This is a genomic window from Actinomyces sp. oral taxon 175 str. F0384, from assembly GCF_000223355.1.
GTDB classification, from domain to species: Bacteria; Actinomycetota; Actinomycetes; order Actinomycetales; family Actinomycetaceae; genus Actinomyces; species Actinomyces oris.
Genome location: NZ_AFUR01000001.1, coordinates 571,825 through 597,459 on the forward strand (window position 1 = coordinate 571,825; position 25,635 = coordinate 597,459).

Annotated in this window: 28 protein-coding genes, 1 pseudogene and 1 riboswitch; of the genes and pseudogenes, 6 read left to right on the forward strand and 23 right to left on the reverse strand. The window is 70.3% G+C overall.

The window, feature by feature from the left end; all coding sequences use genetic code 11:
* Positions 1-11 precede the first annotated feature (11 nt).
* The 15 genes and pseudogenes from HMPREF9058_RS02355 to rpmB form a co-directional block, all read right to left on the reverse strand.
* Entirely contained in the window at positions 12-800 is a 789-nt protein-coding gene (locus HMPREF9058_RS02355) for an urease accessory protein UreF (RefSeq protein ID WP_009405808.1), read from the reverse strand.
* Positions 781-1,272, reverse strand: coding sequence for an urease accessory protein UreE (gene ureE / locus HMPREF9058_RS02360; RefSeq protein WP_009747412.1), 492 nt, complete (start codon positions 1,270-1,272; stop codon positions 781-783). The genes HMPREF9058_RS02355 and ureE overlap by 20 nt, the downstream gene beginning before the upstream one ends.
* 21 nt (positions 1,273-1,293) lie before the next feature.
* Complete coding sequence (gene ureC, locus HMPREF9058_RS02365; protein ID WP_009406085.1) at positions 1,294-3,006, reverse strand: urease subunit alpha; 1,713 nt, start codon at positions 3,004-3,006, stop codon at positions 1,294-1,296.
* A gap of 17 nt (positions 3,007-3,023) precedes the next feature.
* The gene (locus HMPREF9058_RS02370; RefSeq protein ID WP_009405845.1) at positions 3,024-3,335 is read right to left on the reverse strand and encodes an urease subunit beta; all 312 of its coding nucleotides are present in this window, start codon (positions 3,333-3,335) and stop codon (positions 3,024-3,026) included.
* On the reverse strand, positions 3,332-3,646 hold the full coding sequence (locus HMPREF9058_RS02375; protein ID WP_009406366.1) for an urease subunit gamma: 315 nt from the start codon (positions 3,644-3,646) through the stop codon (positions 3,332-3,334). The genes HMPREF9058_RS02370 and HMPREF9058_RS02375 overlap by 4 nt, the downstream gene beginning before the upstream one ends.
* A gap of 286 nt (positions 3,647-3,932) precedes the next feature.
* Positions 3,933-4,055 (reverse strand): type B 50S ribosomal protein L36, encoded by a 123-nt coding sequence (ykgO, locus tag HMPREF9058_RS02380; RefSeq protein WP_003782012.1) that lies wholly within the window; start codon positions 4,053-4,055, stop codon positions 3,933-3,935.
* Positions 4,056-4,111: 56 nt separating this feature from the next.
* Positions 4,112-4,714, reverse strand: a pseudogene (locus tag HMPREF9058_RS02385) (formyltetrahydrofolate deformylase); the annotation flags it as partial.
* Between the two features lie 75 nt (positions 4,715-4,789).
* A complete protein-coding gene (locus tag HMPREF9058_RS02390) occupies positions 4,790-6,163 on the reverse strand; it encodes an APC family permease (RefSeq protein WP_139018920.1) in 1,374 nt (457 codons plus the stop codon).
* A 12-nt stretch (positions 6,164-6,175) separates the two neighbouring features.
* The gene (locus tag HMPREF9058_RS02395) at positions 6,176-7,426 is read right to left on the reverse strand and encodes a glutathionylspermidine synthase family protein (protein ID WP_009747537.1); all 1,251 of its coding nucleotides are present in this window, start codon (positions 7,424-7,426) and stop codon (positions 6,176-6,178) included.
* Positions 7,427-7,852 (reverse strand): hypothetical protein, encoded by a 426-nt coding sequence (locus HMPREF9058_RS02400; protein ID WP_009406036.1) that lies wholly within the window; start codon positions 7,850-7,852, stop codon positions 7,427-7,429.
* A gap of 138 nt (positions 7,853-7,990) precedes the next feature.
* Positions 7,991-8,113: a type B 50S ribosomal protein L36 gene (gene ykgO, locus HMPREF9058_RS02405; protein WP_003782012.1), complete on the reverse strand. Its 123-nt coding sequence runs from the start codon at positions 8,111-8,113 to the stop codon at positions 7,991-7,993.
* Positions 8,114-8,115: 2 nt separating this feature from the next.
* Complete coding sequence (locus HMPREF9058_RS02410) at positions 8,116-8,406, reverse strand: type B 50S ribosomal protein L31 (protein ID WP_009405515.1); 291 nt, start codon at positions 8,404-8,406, stop codon at positions 8,116-8,118.
* Positions 8,407-8,551: 145 nt separating this feature from the next.
* Positions 8,552-8,857, reverse strand: coding sequence for a 30S ribosomal protein S14 (gene rpsN, locus HMPREF9058_RS02415; RefSeq protein ID WP_009405772.1), 306 nt, complete (start codon positions 8,855-8,857; stop codon positions 8,552-8,554).
* On the reverse strand, positions 8,857-9,030 hold the full coding sequence (rpmG, locus tag HMPREF9058_RS02420) for a 50S ribosomal protein L33 (RefSeq protein ID WP_003789591.1): 174 nt from the start codon (positions 9,028-9,030) through the stop codon (positions 8,857-8,859). Before rpmG ends, rpsN begins: the two co-directional genes overlap by 1 nt.
* Positions 9,027-9,266 (reverse strand): 50S ribosomal protein L28, encoded by a 240-nt coding sequence (rpmB, locus tag HMPREF9058_RS02425; protein WP_003789593.1) that lies wholly within the window; start codon positions 9,264-9,266, stop codon positions 9,027-9,029. Before rpmB ends, rpmG begins: the two co-directional genes overlap by 4 nt.
* 55 nt (positions 9,267-9,321) lie before the next feature.
* Between rpmB and HMPREF9058_RS02430 the strand changes: the two genes are divergently transcribed.
* From HMPREF9058_RS02430 to HMPREF9058_RS02445, 4 genes are all read left to right on the forward strand, one after another.
* On the forward strand, positions 9,322-10,527 hold the full coding sequence (locus HMPREF9058_RS02430) for a GTP-binding protein (protein ID WP_009406006.1): 1,206 nt from the start codon (positions 9,322-9,324) through the stop codon (positions 10,525-10,527).
* A gap of 114 nt (positions 10,528-10,641) precedes the next feature.
* Positions 10,642-10,727, forward strand: a riboswitch (ZMP/ZTP riboswitch).
* A gap of 65 nt (positions 10,728-10,792) precedes the next feature.
* Positions 10,793-12,103, forward strand: coding sequence for a serine hydroxymethyltransferase (glyA, locus tag HMPREF9058_RS02435; RefSeq protein WP_009747635.1), 1,311 nt, complete (start codon positions 10,793-10,795; stop codon positions 12,101-12,103).
* Entirely contained in the window at positions 12,100-12,996 is an 897-nt protein-coding gene (locus HMPREF9058_RS02440) for a bifunctional methylenetetrahydrofolate dehydrogenase/methenyltetrahydrofolate cyclohydrolase (RefSeq protein WP_009747257.1), read from the forward strand. The genes glyA and HMPREF9058_RS02440 overlap by 4 nt, the downstream gene beginning before the upstream one ends.
* A 42-nt stretch (positions 12,997-13,038) precedes the next feature.
* On the forward strand, positions 13,039-14,781 hold the full coding sequence (locus tag HMPREF9058_RS02445; RefSeq protein WP_043537585.1) for a glycoside hydrolase family 32 protein: 1,743 nt from the start codon (positions 13,039-13,041) through the stop codon (positions 14,779-14,781).
* 102 nt (positions 14,782-14,883) lie between these two features.
* Here HMPREF9058_RS02445 and HMPREF9058_RS02450 read toward each other — a convergent pair whose 3' ends face one another.
* Complete coding sequence (locus HMPREF9058_RS02450) at positions 14,884-16,794, reverse strand: glycoside hydrolase family 68 protein (protein WP_009406289.1); 1,911 nt, start codon at positions 16,792-16,794, stop codon at positions 14,884-14,886.
* A gap of 333 nt (positions 16,795-17,127) precedes the next feature.
* Between HMPREF9058_RS02450 and HMPREF9058_RS02455 the strand changes: the two genes are divergently transcribed.
* Positions 17,128-18,321: a choice-of-anchor L domain-containing protein gene (locus HMPREF9058_RS02455; protein ID WP_009405847.1), complete on the forward strand. Its 1,194-nt coding sequence runs from the start codon at positions 17,128-17,130 to the stop codon at positions 18,319-18,321.
* Between the two features lie 96 nt (positions 18,322-18,417).
* Here HMPREF9058_RS02455 and HMPREF9058_RS02460 read toward each other — a convergent pair whose 3' ends face one another.
* Complete coding sequence (locus HMPREF9058_RS02460; RefSeq protein WP_009406106.1) at positions 18,418-18,642, reverse strand: hypothetical protein; 225 nt, start codon at positions 18,640-18,642, stop codon at positions 18,418-18,420.
* A 12-nt stretch (positions 18,643-18,654) separates the two neighbouring features.
* The gene (locus HMPREF9058_RS02465; protein WP_043537586.1) at positions 18,655-18,960 is read right to left on the reverse strand and encodes an acylphosphatase; all 306 of its coding nucleotides are present in this window, start codon (positions 18,958-18,960) and stop codon (positions 18,655-18,657) included.
* Between the two features lie 46 nt (positions 18,961-19,006).
* Here HMPREF9058_RS02465 and HMPREF9058_RS02470 point away from each other — a divergent pair, with 46 nt between their 5' ends.
* A complete protein-coding gene (locus tag HMPREF9058_RS02470; protein ID WP_009405743.1) occupies positions 19,007-19,840 on the forward strand; it encodes an exodeoxyribonuclease III in 834 nt (277 codons plus the stop codon).
* A gap of 69 nt (positions 19,841-19,909) precedes the next feature.
* On the opposite strand, the gene HMPREF9058_RS02475 is transcribed toward HMPREF9058_RS02470, so the two are convergent.
* The 5 genes from HMPREF9058_RS02475 to HMPREF9058_RS02495 form a co-directional block, all read right to left on the reverse strand.
* Positions 19,910-21,334 carry an ABC transporter permease gene (locus HMPREF9058_RS02475; protein ID WP_009405605.1) on the reverse strand — a complete coding sequence of 475 codons (1,425 nt, stop codon included), beginning with the start codon at positions 21,332-21,334 and terminating at the stop codon, positions 19,910-19,912.
* Positions 21,331-22,122, reverse strand: a complete 792-nt coding sequence (locus HMPREF9058_RS02480; protein WP_009406267.1) for an ABC transporter ATP-binding protein — start codon at positions 22,120-22,122, stop codon at positions 21,331-21,333. Before HMPREF9058_RS02480 ends, HMPREF9058_RS02475 begins: the two co-directional genes overlap by 4 nt.
* Positions 22,119-23,186 (reverse strand): biotin/lipoyl-binding protein, encoded by a 1,068-nt coding sequence (locus HMPREF9058_RS02485; protein WP_003789614.1) that lies wholly within the window; start codon positions 23,184-23,186, stop codon positions 22,119-22,121. Before HMPREF9058_RS02485 ends, HMPREF9058_RS02480 begins: the two co-directional genes overlap by 4 nt.
* A gap of 181 nt (positions 23,187-23,367) precedes the next feature.
* Positions 23,368-24,645, reverse strand: coding sequence for a galactokinase (gene galK, locus HMPREF9058_RS02490; RefSeq protein ID WP_009747263.1), 1,278 nt, complete (start codon positions 24,643-24,645; stop codon positions 23,368-23,370).
* 73 nt (positions 24,646-24,718) lie between these two features.
* Positions 24,719-25,516: a DeoR/GlpR family DNA-binding transcription regulator gene (locus tag HMPREF9058_RS02495; RefSeq protein WP_009747316.1), complete on the reverse strand. Its 798-nt coding sequence runs from the start codon at positions 25,514-25,516 to the stop codon at positions 24,719-24,721.
* Between the last annotated feature and the right edge of the window lie 119 nt (positions 25,517-25,635).

Here is a 25,635-nt window from a genome sequence, read left to right on the forward strand (position 1 = left end):
AGGAAGGTCTTTCAGGACATGAACATGCGGGCCCGCTGGCGCTCGTGCCGCATCTGGCTGATCTCGATCCCGGGTGCGGCGGCCCCCAGATCCATCTCGTCAAGGCCCCCGATCCTCCTGACCGCGGCGCGGACGTCGCCGCGCACCGAGGCGATGGCGCGCTGACCGGCGTCCTGCCCCAGGGGGATGGCTCGAACGGCGTTCTGCGTCAGTGAGATGACGCTGGACTGGAGGTAGGCCGCCGTGACCGCCGCCGGCGGCGCCCCGAGCGCGTAGCCGGCGATCGCCAGCACGATGGCGGGGTGGGAACGGCAGCCCCCGCTGCCCTTGGTGCCTCCGGTGCCCCTGGCGTTCCCGCTGCCCCCGGTGTCGATGAGCGCCGCGTATCGGCTCAGCAGCCTGCCGCCGTCGGTGCCTTCCAGGGCCAGGCGGGCGATGGTGAGCATCCTCCGCCCCATCGTCACCCCGGCCCGGCGCACCTGGATCGGCACCGCATGAGCCACGAGAAGCGCATCGAGGTGCGCGATCGCCTCCCAGTCATCGGCCGCCACCGCCTCGAAGGCCAGCCGCAGCCCCAGCCCCTCGGAGAAGGTCAGCTGGGTGGACACGAGCGCGCGCAGCCAGGACACGAAGGAGGCCTCACCGTCCACGACGCCCTCGCAGATGTAGGTCTCCAGCCCGAAGGAGTGGGAGAAGGCGCCCGTGGGCAGCGCGGAGTCGCACAGCTGGGCCAGCGGCAGCTGCCAGCCGGCAACCTCGCCCCACTGCGGGGCGGGAGTGTCAGTGAGTGTGCTCGGCATGACGGAAGGGGACGGGCATGGACCGCTCCATCCGCGCATGACGCACACCCAGGTGCTCCAGGTAGTGCTCGGCGGTGTGGTCGTACTGGATGACCATGACGCCGTCATGCCCCTCAAGGCCAGGGAAGGGCTCCTCCGACCCGAAGAACTGGGCGGGCAGGTGCCGGTTGCCCAGGTTGTGGGCGACGACCCCCATCTCGCGCACCGTGGTGGGGGCGATGACCAGGACGTCGGTGGGCTCCAGGCGCACGACGACGATCCCGCGCTCGTTGCGAAGCAGGATGTCGCCCTCGCGCAGGTCCGGTGCGCCCGGCGCGAGCCGGATGCCGAGCTCGGTGCCGTGGTCGGAGCGCACTCGTTGGATGCGTTTCGTGAGGTCGGCCAGGGGGAGGACCACGTTCTCCACGTGCACGCCCTCCAGCTCCTCGCCGGGCAGGTCGTGGATATTGCCTGAGATGGACTCGATAATCATGAAGGCTCCAGGGGTTAGGGGTCAGAAGAGGAAGTAGCGCTGAGCCATGGCCAGGACGTGGGCGGGCTCGCAGGTGACCTTCTCGCCGTCGACGGTGACCTCGTAGGTCTCGGGATCGACGGTGAGCGCCGGAGTGGCGTCGTTGAAGGCCATGTCCGCCTTCGTCAGCCGCCTGACCCCGCGGGCCGGGCAGATCCTCTTGCACAGCCCCAGGCTCTGGGGCACTCCCGCATCGATGGCCGCCTGGGACATGAAGGTGATCGAGTTCGACGCCGGCGCCGCCCCGTAACCGCCGAACATGGTGCGCATGAGCGTGGGCTCGGGGGTGGGGATCGAGGCGTTGGCGTCACCCATGACCGCCGAGGCGATCTGGCCGCCCTTGAGGATCAGAGACGGCTTGACCCCGAAGAAGGCCGGGTCCCACAGCACCAGGTCGGCCCACTTGCCCACCTCCACGCTGCCCACGACCTCGGCGATCCCGTTGGTGCGGGCCGGGTTGATCGTGTACTTCGACACGTAGCGCTTGATGCGCAGGTTGTCGCCGCCCTCCGGGTCTCCGGCGAGCCTGCCGCGAGCCTTCTTCATCTGGTCGGCCACCTGCCAGGTGCGGATGACGACCTCGCCGACGCGCCCCATGGCCTGGGAGTCCGACGACGTCATCGAGAACACGCCCAGGTCGTGCAGCACGTCCTCGGCCGCGATCGTCTCCGGACGGATGCGCGAGTCGGCGAAGGCGACGTCCTCCGGGATGGCGGGGTTGAGGTGGTGGCACACCATGAGCATGTCGAGATGCTCCTCAGCGGTGTTGCGCGTGAAGGGCAGCGTCGGGTTGGTCGAGGACGGCAGGATGTTGGGGTCCTGCGCCAGGGTGATGATGTCGGGGGCGTGACCGCCGCCGGCGCCCTCGGTGTGGAAGGTGTGGATGACCCTCCCGCCGATCGCGCGGCGGGTGTCCTCGACGAAGCCGCACTCGTTGAGCGTGTCGGTGTGGATGGCGACCTGCACGTCGAACTCGTCGGCGACCTTGAGGGCCTCGTCGATGACGGCGTGCGTGGCGCCCCAGTCCTCATGGATCTTGAAGCCGACCGCGCCGGCGCGCAGCTGCTCGGCCAGAGGCTCCCGGGCCGAGGCGTGGCCCTTGCCCAGCAGGCCGATATTCATGGGGAAGTCCTCGACGGCCTGAAGCATGCGGGCCAGGTGCCAGGCCCCGGGGGTGATCGTGGTGGCGTTGGTGCCGTCGGCCGGTCCCGTCCCTCCGCCGATCATGGTGGTCACGCCTGAGGCCAGGGCGGTGGCGACCTGAGTGGGGGAGATGAAGTGAATGTGGGAGTCGATGCCCCCGGCCGTCAGGATGCGGTGCTCGCCGGCGATCACCTCCGTGGAGGCGCCGATGACGATATCGACGTCGTCCATGATGTCCGGGTTGCCCGCAGCGCCGATAGCGCTGATGACGCCGTCGCGGATGGCGACGTCGGCCTTGTAGATGCCGGTGTAGTCGATGATGATCGCGTTGGTGATGACGGTGTCCGGGATGCCCTCGTCCCGCGTGCGCTGGCCGTTGTGGCCCATACCGTCGCGGATGACCTTGCCGCCTCCGAAGACGGCCTCGTTGCCACGGTGGGTCAGGTCCCGCTCGATCTGGGCGAACAGGTCGGTGTCGGCCAGGCGGACGGCGTCCCCGGTGGTGGGGCCGTACAAGGCGGCATGCTCCCGGTGGCTGAGTTCCTTGCTCATGATGTGCTCCTGTGCTCTCAGCCCTCGACCGGGCCGTTCGTCTCGCCTGCCAGACCGAAGACCCGTCGCGCTCCCGCCAGCGCCACCAGGTGGACTGGTCGGGAGTCGCCCGGCTCGAAGCGAACCGCGGTTCCGGCTGGAATGTCGAGGCGGAAGCCACGAGCGGCCCGCCGGTCGAAGGACAGCGCGGGGTTGACCTCGGCGAAGTGGAAGTGCGAACCGACCTGAATGGGGCGGTCCCCGGTGTTGAGGACGTCGAGACGGAGGGTGGGGCGGCCCTCGTTGATGGTGATGGTGCCGCCTGCGAGTCGGTACTCCCCGGGGATCATGGCAGGCTCCTGCGAATCGGGTCGTGAACGGACACGAGCTTGGTTCCGTCGGGGAAGGTCGCCTCCACCTGGACCGCGCGGATCATCTCGGGGACTCCCTCCATGACGTCGTCGTAGGTCAGCAGCGTGGTCCCGTAGGCCATGAGATCCGTGACCGTGCGCCCCTCTCGGGCCCCCTCGAGGATCTCAGCGGTGATGTAGGCGACTGCCTCGGGGTGATTGAGCCGGATACCCCTGTCCTTGCGTCTTCGCGCTAGGTCTGCGGCGACGACGATGAGTAGCTTCTCCTGCTCACGAGGGGTGAGGTGCATTGGGGCTCTCCCAGAGATGGATCCGGAGCGGGCGCATAGGCGCGAGCTTGTCCGCGCACGACGGACGTTTATAGGCAATGCCTGGCATGTTGCAGAAACATTTCCGGTTGTTGAGCGGCAAGGTTCTGGGTGCACCTGCCCCCGTGGTTTTCCGCGTCATGGCGCGAGAGGGATGATTGTGGTTGACGTGCCATCGATCCTCGGCGACTGATGTCGATACTGAGGAAAAGAAGGGCCGGGATGCGTGCTGAGACGCATCCCGGCCCTGCGTGGGTGGTGGTCACCCTCAGCCCTGACGGGCCTTGAGGCGGGGATTCTTCTTGTTGATGACGTAGGTGTGGCCGCGGCGTCGGACCACCTTGGACCCCGGCTGCTTGGCCAGGGACCGGATCGAGGCACGAACCTTCATGTCGGCTCCTTTCCTTCTTCGTGTCCAGTGATGGCGGCGCGAGAGCAGGGATGAGGGGCGGTGGCGCCGATGAGCTTGACCCCGCGCGCGTGCGCCTGGTGGTACGGCTTGGCGCCCTTGAAGGACGGCAGGAAGGAGTGGTGGATGTTGATGACGTTGCCGCGCAGCTTCTCGCACAGGGACTCCGAGAGGATCTGCATGTAGCGCGCGAGCACGACGAGCTCCACGCCGAGCTCGTCCACGAGCCCCAGCAGCTCGGCCTCGGCGGCCTCCTTGGTCTCCTTGGTGACCGGGATGTGGTGGAAGGGGACGCCGTAGAACTCGGCGACGTCCCGCAGCGTCTCGTGGTTGCCCACCACGCCGACGACGTCGACCGGCAGCCCCTGGCTGCGGGCCCGGAAGAGCAGGTCGGTCAGGCAGTGCCCCTCCTTGGAGACCATGATGAAGGTGCGCATGGCGCGCCCCACCTCATCGAGGCTCCACTCCATCTCGTACTCGCCGGCCAGTTCGGCCAGGTCCTTCTCCAGCTCCACGCGCGGCACGGTGGTGAGCACCTGGACCCGCATGAAGAACAGGCCCGACTCCTCGTCCCCGAACTGCGAGGACTCGGTGATGTTCCCGCCGCGCCGGGCCAGCGCCCCCGTGACTGCGTGGACGATGCCGGGGCGGCGGGGGAGGGCGCCGACGGCGTGGCGGGAGCCGTCGCGGTCACGGGTGCAGTCGTACTGCGCAGCCTACCCAGCCGCGCGGCGCCCCTCCGAGTCGGGGCGGCCTCCGCCCGCCCCGCCGTCGGGCCTCCCATAGCGCAGCGCTCCCGCCGCACCGAGGGCGCTGAGCCCGACGACGATGAGCCCCACCCCGCCGACGCCACAGACCGCCGTCGTCCCGTAGCCCGGATCGAGCATCTGGATCGCCACCGCCGCCGTGATGACGACCATGAGGGCCACCGCCACCGACTGGATCCGGCGCTCGCGCCGGGAGCGGGCGTGGATCGCGGCGATGAGCGAGCTCGCCGCGAAGTACAGGCCCACGAGCACGCTGAGGGCCTCCACCGTGTCTGTGAAGAGCCCCTCGGAGACGAAGAGCAGGCCCGTCCAGGCGACCGAGGCGGCCGTGACCACCGCCGTCGTCCAGGAGGTGGAGCGCAGGCGGCCCGCCCAGGAGGGGACCTGGCGGGCGTCGGCCATCGCCTCGATCCCGCGCGCCGTCGGCACGAGGGTGGAGCCCAGGCTCATGATCGCCGAGGAGACCACCGCGACGCGCACCACCAGATGCCCCGTCACGGGAGCGGGGTCGACGGCGCTGTACGCCGTCCCGCCCACGGCGAAGAACCCCATGAGCCCCAGCATCGTCAGCGCGGTGACCCGCTGCGGCGCGCCTGCGCCCGTGACATCGGTGAGCGCGAAGATCGCGTCGAAGCCCCAGTAGGCGAAGACCGCCAGCAGCACCGCGTGGAACCAGTCGAGGGGCGAGCCAGTCATGGGCGCCAGGCGCACCCCGCCCCCGGCCACGAGCCCGGCGCAGACGATCGTCGCCCCGAGCCCCGCGATGACGGCGAGGTACTGCAGGGCCGCCATGAGCCGCAACTCGTAGAGGTCGATGAGGGCGGCGAGCGCGGTGAGCACCGCCGCCAGGGCCGCCTTGAGCGCCGCCGGCGCCGCGGGGGCGAGCAGGTCGGCGGCCACGTAGGCCATGCCGGAGGTGGCGATGACTCCGGTGGCGGCCAGGCAGAAGCCCGCGAACCACCCGGTGCGCGGCAGGGCGCGCCGCACCCATGTGTAGACGCTGCCCTTGTGCGGGTCGCGCCGGTCGTTGGCGCTCATGCCCGCGGCCACGAGGGCGGCGGGGATCGCCGCCAGGAGGTAGACGACGGCGGTGCCCGAGCCGACCAGCGCGGCGATGAGCGGCGCGGTCACCATGATCGAGTACCACGGCGCCGTGGCCGACAGGGCGAGCGCGGATCCCTGGAGGACGCTCAGGCGCGGGCCGCCAGCCGCGCCGCCACCCGGATCGCCCGGGCCTGATCGCGCGCTGCCGGCCGCGGTCCCACGCGCGCCCCCGCCCTCGCGCGGAGGGCGCGGCGGCGTCGTCGACCCGGGTGCCAGCACTGCTCCCGGCGCCTAGAGGCGGATCCGGTTGGGCACGAACCGGCAGTAGTAGTCCGTGATGGGGCCGTCGGACTCGCGGATGCCCAGGCCGTAGCACTCGTCGCCCACCATCCATGTGCCCAGGACCGGGCGGTTGTGCAGGTGGTCGGAGCCGGTGAAGTCGGGGAGCTTGCAGAACTCCTGGATGACATAGCCCTCGATGCCCCAGCCGCCGGGCTGGACGATGTGCCGGCCCTCCCCGTGCAGCTCGATGTTCGCGCCCTCGCGGGCGTGCAGGGGCTTGATGACGTACTCGGACATGCCCATCGTGTCGTGTCGGGCGCGGGCCTCATCGGGGTACATGTAAGTGGGGATGAGGTTGGGGTGGTTCGGGTAGAGGTGCCACAGCGCCGCGCTGAGCGCCTTGGTGGACAGGAACATCGTCCAGGCGGGCTGGAACCAGTAGTCCGGCTTGAGCGCGCAGATCGCGGGGCCGAACTCCTCGAACATCATCTCCTCCCACGGGTAGAGCTTGAAGATGGCCTCCAGGTGCCTGTTCTTCCCATCGGTGAAGCGGGCGGTCTCCCTGTCCAGCCCGAGCTGCTTCATCTCCACGAGAGTGCTGGTCAGGCCCGCTTGGATGGCGGTGTCCATGAGATAGCCCGTGGTCATGAGGTCCTCGCCGGAGTCATCGGCGTCGGTGTAGGCGAAGTGGTACATGTGGGGGCGCAGGCCGTGGAGGCGCCCGAGGTGGTCGTCGATGCGGCCCCACTGGGCGATGAGCTCCTCGTGGATGCCGTTCCACTGGTCGATGCCGGTCACGCCCGCCTTCAGATGGACGTCCTCGTGCCAGTACCACTGGATGAGGGCGGCCTCCACCAGCCCCGTGGGGGTGTCCGCGTTGTACTCCAGCATCCGGGGCGGCCGCCCGTCGTTGCCCGAGTAGATGAGATCGAAGCGCGAGTAGAGCGAGGGGTCGTCGCGGTCGAGGGAGACCGTGGCGTACTCGATGGCCTCTCGCGGGATGCCCAGGTTGAAGGGCGAGCCCGGCTTGAGCGACTCCTCGGCGAGGAAGCCGGCGGCGTCCTTGGCCATCATGTGGAGGTTCTCGCTGGTGCGCTCCAGGAGGTCGACCTCGTCCATGGTCAGCTCGTAGCAGGCGAACTCGTTCCAGTAGCTCGTGCTGATCCCCGTGGCGGGGTCGGTGGTCTCGGAGAAGACGAGGCCCTGGTGGGCGATGGTGTCGCGCCACCCGGGGCGCGGTGAGGATGGGACGCGCTGCACTCAGGACCCCGATCCGCCCTTGGAGCCCGAGCCGAAGCCCCCGTGGCGGGTGCCCGAGCCCCGCGAGTAGGAGCCCCCTGAGCGGTCCGAGGTGGTGACCTTGCTGCTCGACGACGGCTTGGAGTCGCTGTACCCCGAGGGCACCTTCTGCCCGACCCCGGGCGCGCTCACCGAGGAGCCGCGCGAGATCGGCATGTAGACCCAGTGGGGGTGGGAGTGGGAGTGGGAGGCCGGGCCCGTGTCGTCGTCGCACTTCTTGTCCTCGACGCGCTCCCCCGTGGCGGGATCCTTGCAGACCTTGACGTAGTCGGCGTCGGTGTTGCCGTTGTCGGAGGCGCAGCCGGCGATCCCCCCGATCCACAGCGCCGCTGCGGCGGCGGTGACGGCGGAGACCACGACCCGTTGGCCTTGGATCCTCGTGTGCATCCCTCGTCCTTCCTGCGCCGCGCGGGAACAGGGAGCCCGACGCCATACGGCCCTAGCCTAGGGGCGGGCGCCGCGCTCGACAACGGCGCTGGCACGGCAGCGCTCCCCATGGCCCCCATACGGGGGCCATGGGGCCGCTCAGCCCTGGCGGGCCTTGAGGCGGGGATTCTTCTTGTTGATGACGTAGGTGTGGCCGCGGCGTCGGACCACCTTGGACCCCGGCTGCTTGGCCAGGGACCGGATTGAGGCACGAACCTTCATGCTCAGGCTCCCTTCTTGGCGGCGGTGGCGGGCTTGGCGCCGGGGTGGGCGCGCTTGCCGTAGCGGCGCTCGAACTTCTCCACGCGGCCCGCCGTGTCGAGGATGCGGCCCTGGCCGGTCCAGAACGGGTGCGAGGCGCTGGAGACCTCGACGTCGTAGACCGGGTAGGTGTTGCCGTCCTCCCACTCGATGGTCTCCGACGATGTCAGGGTCGAACGGGTCAGGAAGGCGAATCCGGCGGACTTGTCGCGAAAGACGATGGGCTGGTAGCTGGGGTGGATCCCAGGGCGCATACGAGCTCCTTGGATGGGGGTGAATATGAGAACTGACGTGGTGAACGAATGCCGGCGGCGGTGCTGAGAGGGGAGCGGCTGAGGCTGCGCTGCGCCGCAGGCCCCGGCGGGTGCGGGCCCACAGACCCGCCCCGCCCGCACCCGCCTACCAGGAGGACTTGACGATGCCCGGCAGCTCGCCGCGCAGCGCCATCTCGCGGAAACGCACCCGGGAGGTCCCGGTGACGCGCAGGTGCCCGCGCGGGCGACCGTCCACCGCGTCACGCCGACGCAGACGAGTGGGGGAGGCGTCGCGGGGCAGCGCGTGCAGTGCCGCCATGGCCTCATCGCGCTCGGCCTGGCTCAGGTGAGGGTTGACCGAGGCCCGCTTGAGCTCGGCGCGACGCTCGGCGTAACGCTCCACCACCTGCTGACGCCGCAGCTCGGCGGCGATCTTGGACTTCTTGGCCATCAGCGCGACTCCTTGTACTCCACGTGCCGGCGCACCACCGGATCGAACTTGCGCAGCACCAGCCGGTCAGGGGTGTTGCGGCGGTTCTTACGGGTCACGTAGGTGTGGCCCGTCCCCGCAGTGGAGACCATCTTGATGATCGGCCGCAGGTCCTTCCCCTTGGCCCCGCTCATGACAGCTTCTCCCCTCGGGCGAGCATCTGAGCCACGACGACGTCGATGCCCAGCTTGTCGATCGTGCGGATGCCCTTGGCGGACACCGTCAGGCGCACGGTGCGCCCCAGGGACGGCACCCAGTAGCGCTTGCGCTGCAGGTTGGGATCCCAGCGCCGGGGCGTGCGCTTGTGGGAGTGGGAGACGGACCGGCCGAAGACAGGCCGGGCCCCCGTGACTTGGCAGTAGGTGGTCATGACGAGCATGATATAAGAATGATTCTCAGTTTCGTCAACTCTGCTGGAGGACCTCGTGACCGATCCCTCGGATGACTTTGCCGGCAACCTCGCTGACATCCCCGGCTCCCCGGCCGACGGCCGGCACACCCTGGCCGTCATCGGCGCCGTCGACCCCGCCCTGCTGGACCTGGTCGACCTCGCCCTGGCCGGCCAGGACGCCGTCGTCATCCGCGCCGGGCTCCACTTCGCCGCCGACGACGAGACCGGGAGCAGCGACGCCGACGACGACCTGGTCCGGCTTGTCAGCCACAGCTCGGCCGAGGGCTTCGACGACGAACCGGTCAGGCTCGACGTTCCCATGCCCTCCACCTGCCCCACCTGCTCCCTGCGGGAGGTCCTGGCCGCCGTCGCCCAGGACCGCGCCGCCCAGGACCCGGGCGGCACCACCGTCATCCTCCTACCGGCGGCCATCGAGCTCGCCCACCTCCTGCCCGGCCTGGCCGAGGAGCTCGCCGGCACCGGCGCGAGACTGGCCGGAGCCGCCCACGTCCTGGACGCCACCACCGCCCTGGACGAGCTCCTCGAGCACCGCCAGCTGAGCGCCTTCCCCGGCGACCCCCGCTGCACGGGCGCCGTCCACCTGACCAACCTCGGATACGCCGACCTCGTCCTGGCCCTGGGACGCGACGAGGACCCGGCCGGGGCCGACCTCATCGAGCACCTGCGCCCCCACGACGCCCTCCTGCTCCCAGGCCTCGACGCACCCCTCCTGGAGGCCCTCACCGCCCTCACCCACGACGTCGCCGCCTCCTTGAGCCGCATCCACCCCGCCACCACCAGCGCCTGGGGCGGCCCCGACGAGCACGGCGTGTGGACCCTCGACCTCAGCGCCTCCCTGCCCTTCCACCCCGAGCGTCTGCGCTCCCTCGTCGTCGAGCTCGCCGGCCAGGGCCTGTGCGCTCGCGGCTGCTTCTGGCTGCCCAGCCGTCCCGGCCGGGTCTGCACCTGGGAGGTCGCCGGGGGTGCCGTGAGCGTCGGCGACGCCGGTACCTGGGCGGAGGTCCCGGCCGCCCCCTCCGATGCCGACGACGACACGGCCGGCGAGCCCCGCTGCCATCTCGTGGTCACCGGTGTCGGGGACGAGGAGATGCGCGAGCAGGTGCGCCGCGCCTTCTCCCGGATCCTCCTGCGCCCCGAGGAGATGGCCCAGGCCCTGGCCTGGATCGGCGCCGACGACGGCCTGGGCGACTGGTTCGGGCAGGACGACCAGGACGGCTGAGCGCCCGCTGCCTTTGTGCGAGCCCCACCCCAAGTAGGCATGAGGTGGCACGGGGAGCCGCTGGCCTGCACTGTGCGCGAGGGGACGGCACGGCTCCGCTCCGGCACGGTAGGGTGTTCCTGTCGCGACTGGCGCCGGGTGGATCACCACCGGGGAGCGGCACGAACACGACTCCGGGGTCGCCCGCCTGGGCCACGGATCGCCCACCAGTGCGCGCACAGCCGCCTGCCATGGCGCAGCGTGCGCCCCACACCTGAGGAGAGACATGACCGCGCAAGCCGTCACCCCGTCCCTGAACCAGCCGCTGGCCGAGCTCGACCCGGACATCGCCGGGGTCCTCACCGGCGAGCTCGCCCGCCAGCGCGAGACCCTGGAGATGATCGCCTCGGAGAACTTCGTTCCCCGGGCCGTCCTGGAGTGCCAGGGCTCGGTCCTGACCAACAAGTACGCGGAGGGCTACCCGGGGCGCCGCTACTACGGCGGCTGCGAGGTCGTTGACGTCGCCGAGTCCCTGGCCATCGAGCGCGCCAAGGCCGTCTTCGACGCCGAGTGGGCCAACGTCCAGCCCCACTCCGGGGCCCAGGCCAACGCCGCCGTCCTCCACGCCCTGGCCACCCCCGGCGACACCCTCCTGGGCCTGTCCCTGGCCCACGGCGGCCACCTCACCCACGGCATGAAGATCAACTTCTCCGGCAAGAACTACAACGCCACCGCCTACGGCGTGGACGAGACCACCATGCGCATCGAGATGGACCAGGTGCGCGAGGCCGCCCTGCGCGAGCGCCCCTCGGTCATCATCGCCGGCTGGTCCGCCTACCCCCGCCACCTCGACTTCGCCGCCTTCCGCTCCATCGCCGACGAGGTCGGTGCCACTCTGTGGGTGGACATGGCCCACTTCGCCGGGCTCGTCGCCGCCGGCCTGCACCCCAACCCCGTCCCGCACGCCGACGTCGTGTCCACCACCGTCCACAAGACCCTGGGCGGCCCCCGCTCCGGCATGCTCCTGTCCAGCCGCGCCGAGCAGTGGGGCAAGAAGCTCAACTCCGCCGTCTTCCCCGGCCAGCAGGGCGGCCCCCTCATGCACGTCATCGCCGCCAAGGCCGTGGCCATGAAGATCGCCGGCACCGAGGAGTTCCGCGAGCGCCAGGAGCGCACCGTGCGCGGCGCCGCCATCATCGCCGAGCGCCTGGGGGCTGACGATGTCAAGGCCGCCGGCGTCAGCCTGGTCACCGGGGGCACCGATGTGCACCTGGTGCTGGTGGACCTGCGTGACTCCTCCCTGGACGGTCAGCAGGCCGAGGACCTCCTGCACACCGCCGGCATCACGGTCAACCGCAACGCCGTCCCCTTCGACCCGCGTCCCCCGCGTGTCACCTCCGGCCTGCGCATCGGCACCCCCGCCCTGGCCACCCGCGGCTTCGGCGACGCCGAGTTCACCGAGGTCGCCGACATCATCGCCGCCACCCTCGTCCACGGCGCCGCCGGCACCGCCGACGACGAGACCCTGGCCGCCCTGCGCGGTCGCGTGCGCGCCCTGACCGACGCCTTCCCCCTCTACCCGGGGCTGGCCCAGTGAGGGCTCCCTGGAACGGGGCGGCCCGGGTCCTGGACGGCAAGGCCACGGCCGCCGCCCTCAAGGCCGAGCTCAAGGAACGCGTGACGGCACTGCGCGAGCGTGGCGTCACCCCCGGCCTGGGCACGGTCCTGGTGGGGGAGGACCCCGGCAGCGTCAAGTACGTCGCCGGCAAGCACGCCGACTGCGCCGAGGTCGGCATCCTCTCCATCCGCGAGGACCTGCCGGCCACCGCCACCCAGGCCGAGGTGGCCGCCGCCGTCGACCGCCTCAACTCCGATGACGCCTGCACCGGCTACATCGTCCAGCTCCCGCTGCCGGCGGGCGTGGACACCAACGCGATCCTGGAGCGCGTCGACCCGGCCAAGGACGCCGACGGCCTGCACCCCACCAACCTGGGGCGCCTGGTGCTGCGGGCCTCGGGGCCCATCGACTCGCCCCTGCCCTGCACGCCGCGCGGCTGCATCGAGCTCATGGAGCGCCACGGCATCGACCTGGCCGGCCGAAACGTGTGCGTCGTCGGCCGCGGGGTCACGGTGGGCCGCTCCATCGGCCTGCTCCTGGGCCGCAAGGACGTCAACGCCACCGTGGACATCTGCCACACCGGCACCACGGACCTGGCCGAGCACGTGCGCCGGGCCGACGTCGTCATCTCGGCGGCCGGCAGACCCGGCATCATCACCTCGGAGATGGTCGCCCCCGGCGCCGTCGTCCTGGACGTGGGCGTCTCGCGCGTTGTCGACCCGGCCACCGGCAAGGGCCGCATCGCCGGTGACGTCGCTGACGGCGTCGACGAGGTGGCCTCCTGGCTCTCGCCCAACCCCGGCGGCGTGGGGCCCATGACTCGCGCCCTGCTGCTGGCCAACGTGGTTGAGACCGCGGAGCGCTCGCTCTAGGGGACGTCGCCGCTCGCCCGACCGGCCGATAATCTTGAGGCCATGACGGACGAGTCCCACGGCGCCCATCCCTCCCATCCTGACCACCTCACCCGTCCGGCTGAGTCGGCAGGCTCCCCGAGCTCCTCGGGACCTGAGCCGACTCAGCCGGAGGCGTGCCCGCCGACCCCTGCGGACGCGGCGCCTGTGTCGCCCTCGCCGACCGCGACCGACCCCCAGGACCCGCAGCCGCACAGGACCGGCCTGCGGCGTCGAACCCTCATCCTCGGTGCGGCCGGCGCCGGCGCCCTCATCGTGGGCGGAGCCATCCTGGTGCGCTGCTCCACCGGGCGCCGGAGCTCGCCGACGCCCACGGCCACCGACTCGCCGGCCTCAGCCGCCTACCGCCCCGCCTACCACTACAGCCCCGCCACGGGGAATCTCGCCGACCCCAACGGCCTGGTCCTCTACGAGGGCGAGTACCACCTCTTCCACCAGCAGGACGGCACCTGGGGTCACGCGATCAGCTCGGACATGGTGCGCTGGAAACGCCAGGGGACGGCCCTGGAGCACGACGCGCAGGGCCTGGCCATGTCCGGCAGCTGCGTCGTCGACGGAGCCAACACCTCCGGCCTGGTCACCGGCGGCGGCCTGGTCGCCGTCTACACCTCCACCGAGGGCGGTGAGGCCCAGTCCCTGGCTTACTCCACCGACCGAGGGAGGAGCTGGCGGCGCTTCTCCGGCAACCCCGTCATCCCCAACGACGGGCGCAAGGACTTCCGCGACCCCAAGGTCTTCTGGCACGAGGACTCCAAGGCCTGGATCATGATCGTCTCCGCCGGGGACCACGTCTCCCTCTTTCGCTCCACCGACCTCAAGGCTTGGAGCCACGCCAGCGACTTCGGCCAGGGAATCGGCTCGCACGCCGCCGTGTGGGAGTGCCCCGACCTCTTCCCCCTGACCGACTCCAGCGACGGGCGCACCCGCTGGGTCATGACCCTCTCGATCGGCGCCAACGAGGAGACGGCCGGCTCCACCGCCCAGTACTTCATCGGCGACTTCGACGGCTCCGTCTTCTTCCCCGAGGACCACGACACCCGCTTCACCGACGTCGGCCAGGACTTCTACGCCGCCCAGAGCTTCGAGCACGTCGAGGGCCGCCGCGTGTGGATGGCCTGGCTGGGCAACTGGAACTACCCCTACTCCCTGCCCACCGGAGACTGGCGCGGTGAGATGAGCATCCCGCGCGAGCTGTCCCTGACCACCATCGGCGGCAAACGCACCCTCGTGCAGAAACCCGTCCCCGAGCTCGACGCCCTGCGCGGGCGGGCCACCGATCTCTCCGGCCTCAAGGCCACCGACACGGTGACGGCTCTGGGCACGGGACGCACGGTCGAGATCGACCTGACGTTGGACGTCTCCCACGCCTCTGAGGCCTGGCTGGGACTGGCCCGCGGCACGGTTGACAGCAAGACCCAGGAGGTGCGCGTCGGCGTCGACATCTCGGCCGGCACCCTCTACCTCGACCGCACCGACGGTGGGCTCACACAGGTCGACGGCAAGGACGAGGGGACCACCACCGACTTCGCCCTGCGCCGCCAGACGCAGTACCGCCCCACCGGCTCCACAGTGCGTCTGCACCTCTACCTGGACCGCTCCAGCCTCGAGGTCTTCGTCGACGACGGCGCCACCGTCGGCAGCCTCCTGGTCTTCACCGCCCCCTCCTGCCAGGAGATCGTCCTGGGGGCCAAGGGCACGGCCACCATCACGTCGGGAAGCCTCACCCCCCTGGCCGCAGCCCTGTAAGGACGCCGCAGGAAACGTCGCCGACAAGGAGGCGGGGTCGCCGGAACTTCTGTTCCGACGGCCCCGCCTCCTGCTTGAGCAGTGATGCCCTGAGCGCGGCGGCTACTTCAGCCGCTGCGGGCGGGTGTCACCGCCGTTGGAGCGGGCCCGGTCCGAGGGGATGTCCGCGAAGCCCCCCAAGCCGTTGGTGCCGTAGGTGCGGTCCACTGAGGTGGTGTCCCCGGAGATGTTCAGCTTCACCGTCGGGGCCAGCGAGCCCCCGCGCACCGGGTTGCCGTCCTTGTTGCCGCCGATGGAGTCGATGAAGGACTCCACCAGGCCGCCGGGCATGACGTAGTGCGAGTAGGACTGGAAGGTGTACGGGCTCTGGTTGAAGTCCGGCGAGTAGGGCTTGCCCGGGTTGAAGTTGAGGTTGATGGGGTTGCCCAGCGCGATACCCGTGTTCTGGTTGAGCGGCTTGTAGTCGCTTCGCAGCCCGTCGCCCACGAAGCCGTAGACGCCCTCGGGGCCCTGGAGCCCGTCGGCATAGGTCTCCCGGTGCGAGATCGTGAACAGGTAGTACTTGCCGTCCTGGAAGTAGATCTGGGGCCGCTCGGTCTGGTCATTGACGCAGTTGCCGCTCAGCAGCGGAGGCAGGTACTCCCACTGGGTCATCGCCTTGTTCTTGGCCCGGGCCAGGCCCACGTTGGCCAGCTGGTAGCGGCCGCCGCGCTGGTTGACCGCCTCGACCGTCTCGGCCTTGGGGTCGCCCTGCTCGTAGCCGAGATCCTCCGCGGTGCAGGTGGCCAGAGTGGTGTTCTGCCCGGCCTTGGCCGCGGCGTCGACGTACTGCTGCTCACGGACGAAGGCCGAGTTGCCCTCGAAGACCATGTACTCGGTGGGGTCCGAGGGGTTGTTCTGGTCGCGGAAGGTGAAGGGGTCGCGGAAGTTCACGCCCGGGTTCTGCTCGCGGGTCTGGTAGTACTTGCCGTCCGGGACGAGCAGCTGGTGCTGGGTGCGGAACCCGGTGAGCCACACGCCGTTCTCGTCAGCGTAGATGCGTCCCTCGGACTGCACGATCCGCGGGTCGTAGGGCTTGGAGGCCGCGTTGTTGCCGTCCTGACCGTAGCCCCCGTCGCCGCTGCCGCCGGTGGTGGTGTTGTAGAAGGCCACCGAGGTGTAGAACATGCGGATCTTGTTGCCCTCCATGAGGCGGGCCGAGCCGGACCACTCGGTCTGGGCCGTGAAGCTCTGGTCCTCGAAGATCGAGCCGGAGGCGCCGTCGGGGAAGACGTGCCCCCCGTAGATCCACCCGCCGTTGGAGCTGTTCGCGCCGTCGGCCGAGGAGGTCTGCGTGCCGGCCTTGCGGTAGAAGAAGCCCAGACGCGCGTGGGTGTGGCGGTCGTCGAAGGTGTAGCCGGCGTGCCGGTCGGCCACCAGGGAGAAGGCGATCTCCCAGCCGTTGTAGGAGATCTGGTGGGCGGCCTCGTCAGTCAGCGTCCAGGTGTCCCACACCCATACGTCGTCGCTCGTGGCCGGGAAGCCGTTGGAGATCTCCGGCATCGTGAGCTGCTCGGGCATCGAGTTGGTGCCCGACGGCGCATTGGGGTTGGAGACGCGCTGGATCTGCATGGCGTCTGCGCGGGTCCACTTGGCGGTGTAGTTCTCCTCGACCCCGTGCGCCGCACCGGTGTGCTTGGTGGCGTTGGCCCATCCGGGGTTGTCGGCCTTGAAGCCCTTCGCGTCCTGGGCCGCGGCCCCACCGGCGGCCTGCTGGTCGCTCTGGCCCGCCTGACCCTGCTCGGTGGGGCTCTGGCTCGCCTGCGCCTGGCCGGCAGGGGACTGGTCGTTCTTCTGGGCCGCTCCCGCCTCGGGTGAGGCCTCGGCAGTAGCGGTGGCGGTGGGGGAGGCGCTGGGGGAGGGCGTCTCATCGGCGAGCGCGGTAGTGCCGGACCCGGCTACCAGGAGTCCGAGCGTCAGCGCCACGGCCAGTCGTCTGCGACGGGCGCGGAACGAAGTGTGTGTCACGGTCATTGTCCGTACTGTCCTTACTCATGAGGGATGAGGGTGTCAGTGCGCCGTGAGCCGATGTTCGTGATCTCCCAGGCCCAACCTTAGGAGAACCTGGAGGCGGAGGGACAGGCCTTTGGACCGCTCTGTCAATATCGGGACACTGCCACCAAAGACGTAGGCCCTGCATTCTCAGGGTTTCTTGAGGTTCTCGGTAATTTGGTGACATAGACCACAAGCCAAGGGCTTATCGTCCGGTTAGTCTTGATCCCGTTCTCCGTGAGCTGTCTGGTCTCCCAGCCTGTCGGTTCAGGTGGTCGTCCGCTGCCGGGCGGCCCCGTGTCTAACGGAGATCCTGTGAATACTCTTCCCATCCGTCTGCGACGGTTATCCGCTTCAACAATCGCTTTGCTGGCTGCGCTCGCCCTGAGTGCGGCCGGCCCGGCGGTGGCCGCTACAGCGCCGAATACGGCGGGGCAGTCCACCACCTCCCTGCGCAACACCTCCACGGTGAGCGCCCAGTCCCTGGCCCAGATGGTCGCCGGTCCGAAGGCGACAGTCTCCAACGCATCCGTCTCCGGCAAGGACGTCCAGATCGGCACGGTCAAGGGACTTCCCGGTGACGGCAACGCCATCACCGAGGGTGTCGCCCTGTCCACCGGCTCCCTCGTCGACCCCGATCCCACTGCCGACTCCGACACCGACATCACCCGCTCCGCGGTCCTGGGGCCCAATGACGCCTTGGACACCACCGGTGACTTCGGCCTCACCGAGGACCCGGCAGGACTGGCCAAGGTGGCCGGCACCGACGTCTACGACGAGGCCGTCCTGGAGTTCGACGTCACCGCCACCAGCTCAAACATCGTCCTCTACTACAGCCTCGGCTCCGAGGAGTACGCCGGCGCCACCGAGGGCACCCCCGCCTCCTGGCAGTCGCGCGGATACAAGGACCCGCTGAGCATCCAGGTCAATGGCACCGAGTGCGCCCACGTCCCCGGCACACAGACGGCCGTGAGCGCCGCCTCGATCAACGAGTCCTCCAACGCCGCCTACTACACGGCCAATGTCTCGGGACACACACCGGGGCAGATCCCCGTGGAGTTCAACGGCTACACCTCCGCCCTGCCCTGCCAGGCCTCCGTCACCCCGGGGCAGAAGGTGCACGTGCGCGTGGCCATCGCCGACGCCCAGGACGGCCAGCTCGACTCCACGGTCCTCCTGCGCACCCAGGGACTGGGCTTCACCGACAAGCCGATCACCGACCCCTGCAACGCCAAGGCCGGCAGCTGTGACATCCCCGGCAACAGCAACGGCTCCAACGGTGCGAAGAACGGCAAGGACTCCACCACCCCGCCCGGTCAGGGCAAGCCGGGCGTGACCGACTACAGCGCCGCCTCGCCCACCGCGAGCCCCAAGAAGACGGTGGCCGGTCTGCCCCTGACCGGAACCCAGGCGCTCTTCCTGGGAGGCATCGCCCTGCTGCTCCTGGCCGGCGGCGGTGTCGCGCTCATGCTGCGTCGTCGTCGCCTGACCGGCTCTGAGGCCGGCTGACAGCGAGACTGCGGCCAGCAGACGGCTGACGGGGCGGATGGGGCTCTCCTCATCCGCCCCGTCAGTCTGTGTCTGCGGCTCACCGCTGTCGGTCGCTCAGTCCTCCTCCGGCCGGGAGGTGCGACGCGCCGCCAGCTCCTTGGCCAGCATCGCACAGCCCAGGATGCACAGCGGCATGGAGGCCAGCCACAACAGGGTGCTGACGCGGGACAGCAGCGAGGTCTGAGCCAGCACGGGCAGGACGGCGGCGATGACGATAACCGCCATCCACACGCCGACTCGTCGGGCGCTGCGCGGCGCCCGGGCGTCGTCGGGTTCCATGGCCCGATCCTCTCACCCGGTGATCTCGAACCTGCGCTCATCCAGGCAGCCGGCGCGCAGGTCGGTGACGGTGAGCCGGCGCACCGAGGCCCACCGCGGGCCGTGCCGCAGCCACGCGATCAGCCGGCCCACGGCCTCAGGCTCGCCCTGGGCCGTGACCTCGACGTCGCCGTCGGGCAGGTTGCGGACCTGCCCCACCACTCCCAGCTCCTGGGCGGTGTAGGCGCAGTGGTAGCGGAAGCCCACCCCCTGGACCGTGCCCTGGACCAGGACGTGAACGGTTCTCACGGTGCTGGCACTCCTACCGGCGTCGCTCATGGCCCTATCGTCTCAGGCTCAGGGCCGAGCGCGTAGGCTTGCCGCCATGCGTATCGCCACTGTCAACGTCAACGGCATCCGGGCCGCCGCCCGCAAGGGCATGGGGGAGTGGCTCGCCGCCTCCGCCCCCGACATCCTCCTTCTCCAGGAGGTCCGGGCCGACGAGCAGATCGCCGTCGACCTCCTGCCCGGCTACGAGGCCGCCATCTGGCCCTGCCGCATCAAGGGACGTGCGGGCGTGGGCGTCGCCGTGCGCGAGGGCGGCCCCGCCACCCTCGGCGAGCTGCGCTACGGCGTGGCCGCGCCCGGCACCGAGGAGCCCGACGTCGACTCCGGCCGCTGGCTCGAGGCCGACCTGAGCCTCACCGGCTTCGACGGTCTCGAGCGGCTCACCGTCATCTCCGCCTACCTGCACTCGGGCCAGCTGGGCACCGAGAAGATGGACCAGAAGTACGCCCACCTCGAGCTCGTCGACGCCCGTATGGCCGAGCTCCTGGCCGCCGCCCGTGATGGTGGGCCCCAGGTCGTCATGGCCGGGGACCTCAACGTGGTGCGCTCCGAGCGTGACATCAAGAACTGGAAGCCCAACCACAACAAGATCGCCGGCGTCATGGACGAGGAGATCGCCCACCTGGAGGGCTGGTTCGCCTCCGGCTGGGTGGACGCCTCGCGTCACCTCGTGGGGGACGAGGAGCAGGGGCCCTACACGTGGTGGTCCCAACGCGGCAAGGCCTTCGACAACAACACCGGCTGGCGGATCGACTACCAGGTCCTCACCCCCGCCCTGGCCGATCGGGCCCACAGCGTCACCGTGGACCGGGCGCCCGACTACGCCTCGCGCTGGTCCGACCACGCCCCGCTCGTCGTCGAGTACCGCTGAAGACGCGGCTGACCTTTTCGGAGAGCACGTCGGGGTCGGGTGCCTGTTCGGCCCGACCCCGGCGGGCTCTCAGTAGCGGATTGCGTCGATCGGCCGGATGCGGGTGGCCACGATCGCCGGGATGATGCCCGCCAGCGCGCCCACGGCGGTGGCCGCGACCAGGCCGATGACAGCCGCCACCATGGGGAAGGGCGGGGTCGTGGTCACCGGGATGCCGAGGAAGGCGCTCAGCGGCATGACGCGCATCCCCACGATGGCGATCCCGATGCCGACGACGCCGGCGACCACGGTGGCCACCACCGACTCCAGCATGATGGAGAAGAAGATGCGTCGGCTCGTCGCCCCGAAGGAGCGCCGCACCCCGATCTCGTGGATGCGTTGACGCACGGTCACCAGTGAGATGTTGACCAGGCTCAGGGCCCCCAGCAGCATGACGAACACGCCGGCGGCCGTGACCACCTGGGTGAAGGTGTTCGCGCTGGAGCTGAAGCCGCCGCCCTGGAGGTTGTCCTCAGCCTGGGTCGAGCCCTGACCGAAGCGCGCGTCCAGGTCCTTCTTGGCCAGGCTGGCGACCTCCTTCGCGCCATCCTGACCGGCCCAGATTTCCAGCGTGGGGGCGGGGCGGGCGGCGTCCTTGGGCAGCCAGTGCTCGTAGGGCGTGTTGAGGGCGAAGGCGGTCACGGGCTGGGTGCACGGCAGGCCCGCGTCCCGCTCGGGGTCGCCGCTGCAGCCCATGAGGGAGAGGTCCTCCGCCTCCAGGACGCCGACGATCGTGAAGGAGGTCTGCACCGGGGAGAAGGAGGTGATGGTGACCGGCTCGGTGAGCTGCTGGATCCCCATGGCGTCGAGGAAGCCCTGGGTGACGACCATGCTCGGGGAGAGGTCGTCCTCATCCTGCGCGGTGAACCAGCGTCCCTGGGAGACGGTCTTGTGGTGCAGGAGCCCGTAGCTCAGGCTCACGGTCTGGGTGGGCACGCTCCGAGCGCCGTCGGGGAAGGAGAAGCGCACGTTGGAGGTGTAGGTCGTCGCCCAGGACTTGACCTCGTAGCGCTCGACGAAGCTGTTCATCGCCGTGGAGATCTTCGCCGCTGTCGCAGCGCTGGTCGTGGAGCCTCCACCCGCGCTACCAGCGCCCCCTGCAGCGCCCGCACTGCCTGCGCCGCCGGTACCGCCCGCACCGTCGCTGCTGCCGCCGCTGGCACCTGAGTCTGCGCCGGTGCTCGACTCGGGGGCGTCGTCGGCCTGGAGGGCCTGGTCCAGGCCCTTGCCGGTGGGGCTGACGTTGATCGTCACCGTGCCCGGGCGGCCGGTGTACTTCTCGCTGACCTTGTTGATGGCGTCGACGGAGACCTGACCCAGGGCGATAACGAAGGTCATGGCCGCCACTGCCGCCGCCACGCCCACCAGCGACAGCAGGACCCTCAGCTTGCCGATGCGCAGCTGGGCCCATGCCTCGACGATGGCGCCGAAGAATCCGGTGAGAATGCCGTTCATGAGGCTCCTTCGTGGCTGGTGGGCGCCGACGGGTAGGGGGATGTCGGAGGGGTGGTGACGACCTCACCGAACTCTTCCAGGCTGCCGACCTTGCGACGCATGACGGAGATCGGGGTGAGGGCGCCGTGGTCGAGCCGGTACTGGGTGTGGGCGCGGCCGGCCACGGCCAGGTCGTGCGTGATGATGATGAGGGCGGCACCGTTCTCGGCGCACTGGCGCTCCAGGAGCGTCATGACCGAGTTGCCGGTGTCGACGTCGAGGGCGCCGGTGGGCTCGTCGGCCAGGATGACGCTGGGGCGGCGTGACAGCGCCCTGGCGATGGCCACCCGCTGCTGCTCACCTCCCGACAGGCGCGAGATGGGCGAGCCCACCTTGTCACCCAGGCCCACGGCCTCCAGCAGCTCGGCGGCCCGTGCGCTGCGGGTCCAGAAGGCCCTGCCGGTGTCGTACAGGAGGGGTGCCGCCACGTTCTCGGTGGTGGTCAGTCCCGGGATGAGGTTGAAGGACTGGAAGACGAAGCCGAAGGTCTGCCCTCGCAGGTGGGCGCGGCGACTCTCCCCGAGCCGGGAGGTGTCGGTGCCCGAGAGCGTGTAGTGGCCCGATGTCGGCTTATCGATGAGACCCAGGATGTTGAGCAGGGTGGACTTTCCCGTTCCCGAGCGTCCCACGATGGCCACGTGCTCACCGGGGGAGACGCTCAGGTTGACTCCCGTGAGGATGTGCAGGGGCTCGGAGTCGGGGACGGTGAAGGTACGGGTGATCTCCCGCAGCTCCAGCAGCCCGCTCACAGGATCTCCTTGCCTTCGGAGTCGTAGCAGGCGGAGTTGTCCGGCTCGCAGGTGTCCGGTGTCCCGGTGCGGCGCGTGTCCTTGTTGGGGACGAACTGCAGGACCTGCTGGTCGGCCTTGAGACCGGCGGTGATCTGGATGTTCGTACCGTCTGTGATCCCCAGCTTCACAGCGGTCTTGACCGCCTTGGAGGCGTCCCCGGACTCGGGTACCAGCCACACGAAGCCCGAGCCGACCTTGCCCTCCACAGCGGTGACCGGAACCATCAGGGCCTCTGAGGCGCTGCCGGCGTCAACGCTGATGGTCACCGGCATACCGGCGAAGACCTTCTGGTCGCCGGGAACCGCGCAGCGCATCTCCACGCTGGTGCCGTCACCGGAGGTAGTCGTCGTCGAGCCGTCCCCACCGGTGGTCGTGGAGGTGGAGGCCTTGGTGCCGACCTTGAGGTTGTTGCACTGGAAGGGCGCCGGGCCCCCCTCCAGGGTCAGGGTCGCGGCAGTGGGCGCGTTGGTGAGCCGGTACTGCTGCGCGGCGCTGACGGTCCCAGTGGCCGAGTAGGTCGCGGGGGTGATGGTGGCCACGACGACGCCGACGCCGGTCTCCTGCTGCTTGAGGACCTTGGGGGTCACGGTGCCGCTGACGGGGGCGTAGATCGTGGACCAGGTGACCTTGTCCTCGGTCGGGGTCTGGGTGACGTTGCCGCTCTCATCGGTCTTGGTCACCGGGGGCTGGGACTCGGAGTGCTTGATGTAGAGCAGCGGGTCACCGGCACTGACCTGGGTGTCCTTCTCCACGGCGACGGAGTCCACCACGCCGGCCAGGTCGGCCTGGACCTCGACCGTGGCGTCCTGAACGATGTGACCCTTGACCGAGACCGTGTTGGAGATGCTGCCTTTGGTCACGGGGACGGTCTTGACGTCGGCGGCGTAGCCCGGGGAGATGTCAGCGGTCGTCCCGTCGCCCTGCGAGGGGAAGAAAGCGATCTTCACCAGAGCGACGGCGACGATCACCGCAATGAGGGTTTTGAGGGCGGGCCAGACGAAGCGCTTCACGGCGTCCTCCATGGAAGGCGGCGGGATCAGAACCGGGTAGGGGCCCCGGGCTCCTGATGAATACGCGCAGAGACTACGGCAAGAGCGGTTGTCTGACCTCATCCTGAAGGAGGAATGCTGACAGTCCTCTCCAACCGAGGTTGGAGAGGACTGATCACCGTCAGGTGCGGGTTCCAGCGGAGCGCTGGGCGGCTCAGGCGAGCCTGCCGGCCGGGGCGGCGGGAACCGCGTCGAGGAAGGCCGGCGGGTTGAAGCCCTCGCGCTGGTAGGCCTCGGCCACGGCGCGGGCCACGTCGTGGACGGCGTCGGCGTCCACCAGGGCGATCGCCGAGCCGCCGAATCCGCCGCCGGTCATGCGCGCCCCGTGGGCGCCGGCGGCGCGGGCCGCCTCCACGGCCACGTCCAGCTCGGGGCAGGTGCACTCGTAGTCCACACGCAGTGACTCGTGCGAGGCGTCCATGAGCCTGCCCGCCTCGGCGAGCTTCTCTCCGCGCAGGGGCTGCCCGTCCTGCAGAAGCGCCACGAGCCGGCGGGTGCGGTCGATCTCGGTGACGACGTGGCGAGTGCGCTTGACCAGCTCGTCGGCGTCGGCGCCGTCGGTGGCCGCGAGGCGCTCCAGGGCGCCGGGCAGGTCCTCGATCGCGATGTCCGCCAGGAGCTCCACCCCGAGGATCTCAGCGGCCCGCTCGCAGGCCGCTCGCCTGGCCCCGTACTGGCCGTCGTCCAGGGAGTGCTTGGCCTTGGTGTCGATGACCAGGAGGGCCAGGCCCTCGGCGGCCAGGTCGAAGGGCACGTGGGTCACCGAGCCGTCGCGGCAGTCCAGCTCCAGGGCGTGACCCTCGCGGCAGCGCATGGAGGCCGACTGGTCCATGCCGCCGGTGGGGGCCCCGGCCATCTCGTTCTCCGTGCGCACGCAGTTGGTCACCAGGCGGGCGCGCCCGGCGTCGTCGGGCTCCTGCGCAGTCCCGGCCAGGCCCAGGTGCGCGACCTCGTCAATGGCGACGGCGGCCGAGCACTCCAGGGCCGCCGAGGAGGACAGTCCGCCTCCCAAGGGCACGCAGGAGACGAGTGCGGCGTCGAAGCCGGGCAGGTTCTCGAAGCCGTCGCGCTCCAGGGACCAGGCGACGCCGGCGATGTAGGAGGCCCAGTGCGCCACCTCCCCGGGGGTTCCCTTCGGACCGATCGTGTCGAGGTCCATGACGTCGACCTTCTCCCGGGTCTGGGGGGAGACCAGGCGCACGACGCGGTCCTCGCGGCGCCGCAGCGCCAGGTGCGCCCGGTGTGGCAGGGCGATGGGCAGGGCCAGGCCGCCGTTGTAGTCGGTGTGCTCGCCAATGATGTTGACGCGCCCGGGGGCGTACCAGACGCCGTCGGGCTCGGCCTCGAAGACCTCCCGGAACAGGGCGGTGGCGGCCTCGGCGCCCTCCTGGGGGCTCAGCGCAGGGGCGAAGACGGGAGCATCGTTGGTCATCGTGTTCTCCTGTGGTGGGTTGTTGTGAGTGAGCGGACAGGCTGAGGAAGGGGGCGGGAGCGGTGGGGCCGGGTCAGGTGGCGATGGTCAGGCGGGTACCGGCCTGCTGCAGGGCGTCGACGCCGTCGGCGTCGGGCGCGGCCTCGGTCACCAGGACCCCGATGTCCCGGGTGGCGCAGAAGGAACGCAGCCCCAGGACCCCCCACTTGGAGGAGTCCAGCGTGGCCACCACCGTGCGTCCGGCGGCGACCAGCGCCTGGTTGGCGGAGGCCTCCTGCAGGTTGGGGGTCATGAGCCCGGCCTCGGGAGTGAAGCCGTGGGCGCCCAGGAAGACCCACTCCACACGCATCGTGCTCAGTGCGTCGATGGCCACCAGTCCCACCAGGGCGTTCGACGGCGTGCGCTCGCCGCCGGTGATGACCACCGTCGGGGCGTCGCGGTTCTCGGCGCGGGCGGCGTCGGCGGCGTCGAAGAGTACCTGCGCGGCGGGAAGCGAGTTCGTGATGACGGTCAGGGTGGGGAAGTGCTCCAGCTCGGTCAGGGCCTGGGCGAGCGCCAGCGTGGTGGTCCCGGCTGACAGCGCCAGGGAGTCCCCGGGGCGGACCATGGCAGCCGCGGCCTGACCGATGCGGCGCTTGGCCTCCAGGTTGAGGGTCGACTTGGCGGTGAATCGCGGCTCGAGGGTGGTGGGGCCGGCGGCCACCGCCCCGCCGTGGACGCGCTCGACCAGCCCCTGGGTGACGAGCTCGGTGATGTCGCGGCGCACGGTCATCTCCGAGATGCCCAGCTCCTCGACGATATCGGCCACCCGGACCCCGCCGGTGGCCGCGACCCGTTCCAGGATGTGCTCCTGGCGCTGACGGGCGAGCATCGGGGCCGGACGGGGCGATCCGACGGCGGAGGCTGAGGGGCCGGGTTGCATGGGCCCAGTCTGCCAGACCTCGACGTCGAAAACGCCATGTCCGCACGTTCCCGCACAGAGTCGCACAG